The organism is Kluyvera georgiana ATCC 51603, assembly GCF_001654985.1.
In the GTDB taxonomy this organism is placed as follows: domain Bacteria; phylum Pseudomonadota; class Gammaproteobacteria; order Enterobacterales; family Enterobacteriaceae; genus Kluyvera; species Kluyvera georgiana.
Genome location: NZ_LXEU01000018.1, coordinates 1 through 6,918 on the forward strand (window position 1 = coordinate 1; position 6,918 = coordinate 6,918).

8 protein-coding genes are annotated in these 6,918 nt (G+C 54.8%); 3 read left to right on the top strand and 5 right to left on the bottom strand.

Annotated features, from left to right (window positions below):
* Positions 1–36: 36 nt before the first annotated feature.
* From M989_RS04535 to M989_RS04555, 5 genes are read right to left on the bottom strand one after another with little or no spacing between them, the layout of a single operon-like run.
* A complete protein-coding gene (locus M989_RS04535; RefSeq protein WP_064542692.1) occupies positions 37–687 on the bottom strand; it encodes an energy-coupling factor ABC transporter ATP-binding protein in 651 nt (216 codons plus the stop codon).
* On the bottom strand, positions 681–1,358 hold the full coding sequence (locus tag M989_RS04540; RefSeq protein WP_064542694.1) for an ABC transporter ATP-binding protein: 678 nt from the start codon (positions 1,356–1,358) through the stop codon (positions 681–683). Before M989_RS04540 ends, M989_RS04535 begins: the two co-directional genes overlap by 7 nt.
* Entirely contained in the window at positions 1,337–2,053 is a 717-nt protein-coding gene (locus M989_RS04545) for an energy-coupling factor transporter transmembrane component T (RefSeq protein ID WP_064542697.1), read from the bottom strand. The genes M989_RS04540 and M989_RS04545 overlap by 22 nt, the downstream gene beginning before the upstream one ends.
* Complete coding sequence (locus M989_RS04550) at positions 2,053–2,631, bottom strand: ECF transporter S component (protein WP_064542700.1); 579 nt, start codon at positions 2,629–2,631, stop codon at positions 2,053–2,055. Before M989_RS04550 ends, M989_RS04545 begins: the two co-directional genes overlap by 1 nt.
* A gap of 30 nt (positions 2,632–2,661) precedes the next feature.
* Positions 2,662–3,087, bottom strand: coding sequence for a PPC domain-containing DNA-binding protein (locus M989_RS04555; protein ID WP_064542703.1), 426 nt, complete (start codon positions 3,085–3,087; stop codon positions 2,662–2,664).
* 373 nt (positions 3,088–3,460) lie between these two features.
* Here M989_RS04555 and epd point away from each other — a divergent pair, with 373 nt between their 5' ends.
* The 3 genes from epd to fbaA all read left to right on the top strand — a co-directional run bounded on the left by epd (position 3,461) and on the right by fbaA (position 6,869).
* Positions 3,461–4,489 (top strand): erythrose-4-phosphate dehydrogenase, encoded by a 1,029-nt coding sequence (gene epd, locus M989_RS04560; protein WP_064542706.1) that lies wholly within the window; start codon positions 3,461–3,463, stop codon positions 4,487–4,489.
* A 39-nt stretch (positions 4,490–4,528) separates the two neighbouring features.
* The gene (pgk, locus tag M989_RS04565; RefSeq protein WP_064542708.1) at positions 4,529–5,692 is read left to right on the top strand and encodes a phosphoglycerate kinase; all 1,164 of its coding nucleotides are present in this window, start codon (positions 4,529–4,531) and stop codon (positions 5,690–5,692) included.
* 97 nt (positions 5,693–5,789) lie between these two features.
* Positions 5,790–6,869 carry a class II fructose-bisphosphate aldolase gene (gene fbaA / locus M989_RS04570; protein WP_064542711.1) on the top strand — a complete coding sequence of 360 codons (1,080 nt, stop codon included), beginning with the start codon at positions 5,790–5,792 and terminating at the stop codon, positions 6,867–6,869.
* Positions 6,870–6,918: the final 49 nt, after the last annotated feature.

A 6,918-nucleotide genomic window follows, 5' to 3' on the forward strand; every position in this document is an offset into this window, starting at 1 on the left:
TGAAAGGGTCGCCTCGGCGGCCCTTTTTTTTGCGGCTCAGCCGGAGAGTTGACCGTTATCCAGGCGGAGAACTTTGGCAAAATGACGCTGGGTGAACGCGACGTCATGGCTAATGGCGACAACGCTGCAACCCCTCGCGCGACAAACCGCCAGCCAGTTTTCAAATATCGCCAGCCAGTGGGGATCAAAATCCCGACTGGGCTCATCAAGCAACAACATAGATGGCTTCATGGCCTCCAGACTTGCTACCGCGACCATACGTCGCTGCGCGGTATGGAGATCCAGCGGATGCCTATCAGCAACATCTTCCAGATGACACAGCGCCAGTGCGGCCTGGGTGCGCTGGTTTATCTCGGCGGCTGGGCGCTTCTGTAGCTTCAGACCGAATGCCACTTCTTGTGCTACGCTGCTGTGGAATATTTGATTTTCCGCCTCCTGGAACAGCACGCCAAAAACGGCGGCGCGGGCTCTGTTTTTAAGCGCGGAAAGGTCTTCTCCCCGCCAGCATACCGACCCGGAAGTGGGTTTCAGCAACCCTGCCATGACGCGCAGCAGGGTCGACTTCCCCGCGCCGTTATCGCCCGTCAGCGCCAGCCAGTCGCTTTCGACGAGGGTCAGTGAGATAGATTTCAGACAATCGGCCTCTGCGCCTGGCCAACGGTAAGTTAGCTGATTTAAGGTCAACATAGCGGGGTCAAACCTCCATCATCAAGCTGCCATGCTCGCTGACACCAGGTGAGAAAAGGGGATTGGTGACGTTCAAACAGTACGATCAACGACTGCTGTTCCTGTGCCCAGCGCTGTAAACGCTCAAGCAGCATGGCGGTGGCCGCTGCCGTCAGACGGCTGAAGGCTTCATCGAGCAGCAGCAGTTTTGGCTGCATTGCCAGCGCGCTGGCAATGACGACGCGCTGGGTTTCCCCGCCGGAGAGCGTTGCGGGATGGCGATGGCGTAGCGGTTGGCATGCGGTCAGCGAAAGGGCTGCATCAATGCGCTGAAGAATCTCAGCGTCTTCCAGACAGAGGTTTTCCGGACCAAAGGCCACTTCCTCTTCAACGCTGAAAGTACAGCCAGAAAGCTGTAAATAGGGTGATTGCTGGACGAGTTGAATGGTGGGGGCTCGTTCAACAAGCGAAAGCTCGCCAACGGGGATGCCAAGCAGGGTTCCTTGACCCTCTATCGCGCCGGGAAGATAATCGGGATACCAACCTGCCATAAGCTGCGCCAGGGTGCTTTTCCCGCTGCCGTTATCGCCAAAAATGGCTACCATGCCGGGCTCGGCATGGTGAAAATCCAGGTATACAGGCGCGCGCGTTGCCTGCAATGGGCGGTATCTTAATTGCTCAAAAGTAACCATAGCCATGCTCCTGCTTCCACAAACATCATCAGCACCATCAAATAGCGTGCCCACCGTTGAGCGGCGCTGTCTTTTGGCGCCCATAGGGTGGTACGGCGGCCGTGCAGACGAAAGGCACGCATGTCCAGCGCCGCGCCGCGAACGGCTAAATCATTGAGCGCATTGTGGGTGAGCGGCACGATAAGCGCAGGTATGGTACGTAGTCGTTGATACCAGCCTTCATCGAGCGGCACGCCGCGGGCACATTGGGCTTCATGAATTACGGCCAGCTGACGCTTGAGTTGCTCCACAACCAGCAGCGGGCCGGCAAACAGATAGGCCATACCGGGCGGCACGCGTGAGGCAAAGAGCGCGCGGATAAACTGTTGTACCGGCACATACTGCATCCACAGCTGGGCGGTAGAGACGATTGCCAGAATACGCAGCCACAGCGTGATAGCGTTTGCCCAGCGCGCCGGGTCGCACGGCTGACCGCTAATCCACTCGGCCAGCCAGCCGCCGTGCACCAGCCACAAACCACACCCCAGCGAAAACATCAGCCAGGCGACATATTTTGCCCGCCGCCGTGTCGGCTTCAGCACCAACAGGCAGACAAACGTCAGCACGCTATAGGCGGGGAGCAGCGTCTGCGCGGGCAACAGCAGCGTAGTGAAACCTGCCAGCGCCCACAGCGTTAACGAGGTGAACGGATGCATCAGCGTACGGCTGACATCGACGGGAAGTGGCGAGTGGTTCGCAGCGGCAATTGGCGTAGCAGCAGCCAGACGATAATCGCGGTCAGAATTTTATCGACGAGGTTGGCGCCAATGACGGTAACCGCAACGGACTCAATCAGGTTCTGCCCGAGCGAGTGCATCCAGGCGACAAACAGATCTGCACCGCTACCGGTTACGCCGCCAAACAGTATCGTGCGTAGCGGAACGGCAACTACCGTTACCGCAAGCGTAATCACCACGCCGCTGACGATGACTTTTGGCAACGTACGGAACCAGCCTGTGCGCGCCAGCCAGCCTGCGACAAGGCCAATCACCATCGCAACTGGGGCAAAGGCTGCGGCAATCGGGTCAGTCAGCAGCCCCCAAAGCAGGTTAGTGAGTAAGCCGGTCAACATGCCGATAATCGGCCCAAGCAGTACGGCGCTGATAAGCGTACCAATCGAGTCGAGAAAGATGGGCAGCTTCAGCATGCTAATAAGCTGCCCTCCGATCATGTTGATAGCGATAGCAATGACAATCAGCACTAAGGATTGGCTGGAAAATTGGCGGCGTGCCATAGAAAACCCCTTGTTGGGTAGTGTGGTAAATTAACGAGGAGAAATGTGCAGCTCTTCATAGCCCGAAATGGCGCAGGGGCGTCGGCTAAAGGTCAGCGCTTCCAGTTCACCCATCACCAGTTCAAGCGTGGTCCGCACGGTACAGCCGGGCATCATATGGCCGCCCAGCGTGGCGCCCTGCGGATCGGAAATCGACAGATGAAGATGCTCGCCAGCCCGCTCAAGCGTGCCGGACAGTGAAATAACCTCAAAGGTGCCGTTGATGAAGGTTGTCTCCTCCCGCCCCGCATAGCGCAAAGCCACATTGCTCAGACTGCCCGTGCAACCCGCTATCCAGGCTGCCTGAATCTGCTGTTGTTGGATAAAAGTTTTCAATTCGGAAAAGACTTCCTGCCCAGGAAGCAGGCGGAGCGCATAGAAGCGAGCCGTAGAGGCGATATTGGAATGCATAGTCATATTTGAAGGACTCCGAGACTCGGACGTAACGCTGATAATATAGACGTGAGAGAGGGGGCTTTCTGATATAAATCAGTGTTTGCGACACCACAACGAAAAGATCCGGCAGTGCTTATTCACAATTCTGGGATATGGAATAAATTCCATCCTGCGCAAGTGTAAAATGTGATGTATGTCAGATATTAGGCGTCTCTGTCTGGACAATCATTCCTTTTATTCCTTGTTTCGCTTATTCTAGCTGAAGCGTTTCAGTCGATAAATTGTTCGACATTTAACCAATCAGTCACTGTTTGTGGCGGGTGAGGTTTCCCAAAGCGTTTGGCTGCATTACTCTGTTTGCCACTTTGCATCGGGATGACCTTGCAGGAGACCTATGACCGTACGCGTAGCGATTAATGGCTTCGGTCGCATTGGACGTAACGTGGTTCGTGCTTTGTATGAATCCGGACGCCGTGCGGAAATCACCGTGGTGGCAATCAACGAACTGGCAGATGCTGCGGGCATCGCGCATTTGTTGAAATATGACACCAGCCACGGGCGCTTTGCCTGGGATGTTCGCCAGGAGCGCGAACAGCTTTTCGTCGGCGATGACGCCATCCGTCTTCTGCATGAGCGCACTATTGAGGCGCTGCCCTGGAAAGAGCTTTCGGTTGATGTCGTGCTAGACTGTACCGGCGTATACGGTAGTCGCCATGACGGCGAAGCCCATATCGCCGCTGGCGCGAAGAAGGTGCTCTTTTCACATCCTGGCAGCAACGATCTCGACGCCACCGTCGTTTATGGGGTCAATCAACATGAATTGCGCGCGGAACACCGTATTGTTTCCAACGCCTCCTGTACCACGAATTGCATAATTCCCGTCATTAAATTGTTGGATGATGCTTATGGCATTGAGTCCGGTACGGTCACCACCATTCACTCTGCGATGCACGACCAGCAGGTGATTGACGCCTATCACCCGGATTTACGTCGGACGCGTGCGGCAAGCCAGTCGATCATTCCGGTAGATACTAAACTTGCTGCGGGGATTGCCCGTATTTTCCCGCAGTTTGGCGACCGTTTTGAGGCGATTGCGGTACGAGTACCCACCATCAACGTGACGGCAATTGACCTGAGCGTGACGGTGAAAAAACCTGTAAAAGCGAATGAAGTCAACCAGTTGCTGCAAAAAGCAGCACAGGGTGCATTTCATGGTATAGTTGACTATACGGAATTACCGTTGGTCTCCACTGATTTTAACCACGATCCGCACAGTGCCATTGTCGATGGCACGCAGACGCGGGTCAGCGGTGCTCACCTGATCAAAACGCTGGTCTGGTGTGATAACGAATGGGGCTTTGCTAACCGAATGCTCGACACCACGTTAGCAATGGCCGCTATTGGTTTCAGGCTCGACGCTTGAGCGTCGACAAAACTTTAAGTATCAACGAGAGGATTCACCATGTCTGTAATTAAGATGACCGATCTGGATCTGGCTGGTAAACGCGTTTTCATCCGTGCGGATCTGAACGTACCGGTTAAAGAAGGGAAAGTAACCAGCGACGCGCGTATCCGTGCTTCTCTGCCGACTATTGAGCTGGCGCTGAAACAGGGTGCAAAAGTCATGGTCACTTCTCACCTGGGTCGTCCGACCGAAGGCGAGTACAACGAAGAATTCTCTCTGCTGCCGGTTGTTAATTACCTGAAAGACAAACTGTCTGCTCCGGTTCGTCTGGTTAAAGATTACCTGGACGGCGTAGAAGTTGCTGCCGGTGAGCTGGTTGTTCTGGAAAACGTTCGCTTCAACAAAGGCGAGAAGAAAGACGACGAAGCGCTGTCTAAGAAATACGCAGCACTGTGCGACGTGTTCGTAATGGACGCATTCGGTACTGCACACCGTGCGCAGGCTTCTACCCACGGTATCGGCAAGTTTGCTGACGTTGCGTGCGCAGGCCCGCTGCTGGCAGCAGAACTGGACGCACTGGGTAAAGCACTGAAAGAACCAGCTCGCCCAATGGTGGCTATCGTTGGCGGTTCTAAAGTTTCTACCAAACTGACCGTTCTGGACTCTCTGTCTAAAATCGCTGACCAACTGATCGTTGGCGGTGGTATTGCGAACACCTTCGTTGCCGCTCAGGGCCACAACGTGGGTAAATCCCTGTACGAAGCTGACCTGGTTGACGAAGCTAAGCGTCTGCTGACCACCTGCGATATCCCGGTTCCGACCGACGTTCGCGTAGCGACCGAGTTCTCTGAAACCGCAACCGCGACCCTGAAATCTGTAAACGACATCAAAGATGACGAGCAGATTCTGGACCTGGGCGACGCTTCCGCAGAGAAACTGGCTGAAATCCTGAAAAACGCCAAAACCATCCTGTGGAACGGCCCGGTCGGCGTGTTCGAATTCCCGAACTTCCGTAAAGGCACTGAAATCGTTGCTAACGCGATCGCAGACAGCGAAGCATTCTCTATCGCTGGCGGCGGTGACACTCTGGCAGCAATCGACCTGTTCGGTATTGCTGACAAAATCTCCTACATCTCCACTGGCGGCGGCGCATTCCTCGAATTCGTGGAAGGCAAAGTACTGCCGGCAGTAGCGATGCTCGAAGAGCGCGCTAAGAAGTAATTCAGTTCAGGCGGGGAAACCCGCCTGTTTTTCAGCGCGCGTAACAGCTCGCGAACCTTCTTCAACGGCCGAAGATACAGATACAGGACTACGTAACATGTCTAAAATTTTTGATTTCGTAAAACCGGGCGTCATCACTGGCGACGACGTTCAGAAAGTGTTCCAGGTAGCAAAAGAAAACAACTTTGCTCTGCCGGCAGTTAACTGCGTGGGCACCGACTCCATCAACGCCGTACTGGAAACCGCTGCAAAAGTTAAAGCGCCGGTTATCGTACAGTTCTCCAACGGCGGCGCGGCGTTCATCGCAGGTAAAGGCGTGAAAACCGACGTTCCTCAGGGTGCTGCAATCCTGGGCGCTATCTCCGGTGCGCACCACGTTCATCAGATGGCTGAGCACTACGGTGTTCCGGTTATCCTGCACACTGACCACTGCGCTAAGAAACTGCTGCCGTGGATCGACGGTCTGCTGGACGCGGGTGAAAAACACTTCGCTGCAACCGGTAAGCCGCTGTTCTCTTCTCACATGATCGACCTGTCTGAAGAGTCTCTGCACGAAAACATCGAAATCTGCTCCAAATATCTGGCGCGTATGTCCAAAATGGGCATGACGCTGGAAATCGAACTGGGTTGCACCGGTGGCGAAGAAGACGGCGTGGACAACAGCCACATGGACGCTTCTGCTTTGTACACCCAGCCGGAAGACGTTGATTACGCGTACACCGAACTGAGCAAAATCAGCCCGCGTTTCACCATCGCCGCTTCCTTCGGTAACGTACACGGCGTTTACAAGCCGGGTAACGTGGTTCTGACCCCGACCATCCTGCGTGATTCTCAGGAATACGTGTCCAAGAAACACAACCTGCCGCACAACAGCCTGAACTTCGTCTTCCACGGCGGTTCCGGTTCTTCTGCTCAGGAAATCAAAGACTCCGTAAGCTACGGCGTAGTGAAAATGAACATCGATACCGACACCCAATGGGCAACCTGGGAAGGTATCCTGAACTACTACAAAGAGAACGAAGCTTACCTGCAGGGCCAGCTGGGCAACCCGAAAGGCGAAGACCAGCCGAACAAGAAATACTACGATCCGCGCGTATGGCTGCGTGCTGCTCAGACGTCCATGGTGACTCGTCTGGAGCAGGCTTTCACTGAACTGAACGCGAAAGACGTTCTGTAAGAAAAGCCTTATTTTTGCCGAAAGCCCGCCGTATGGCGGGCTTTTTTAT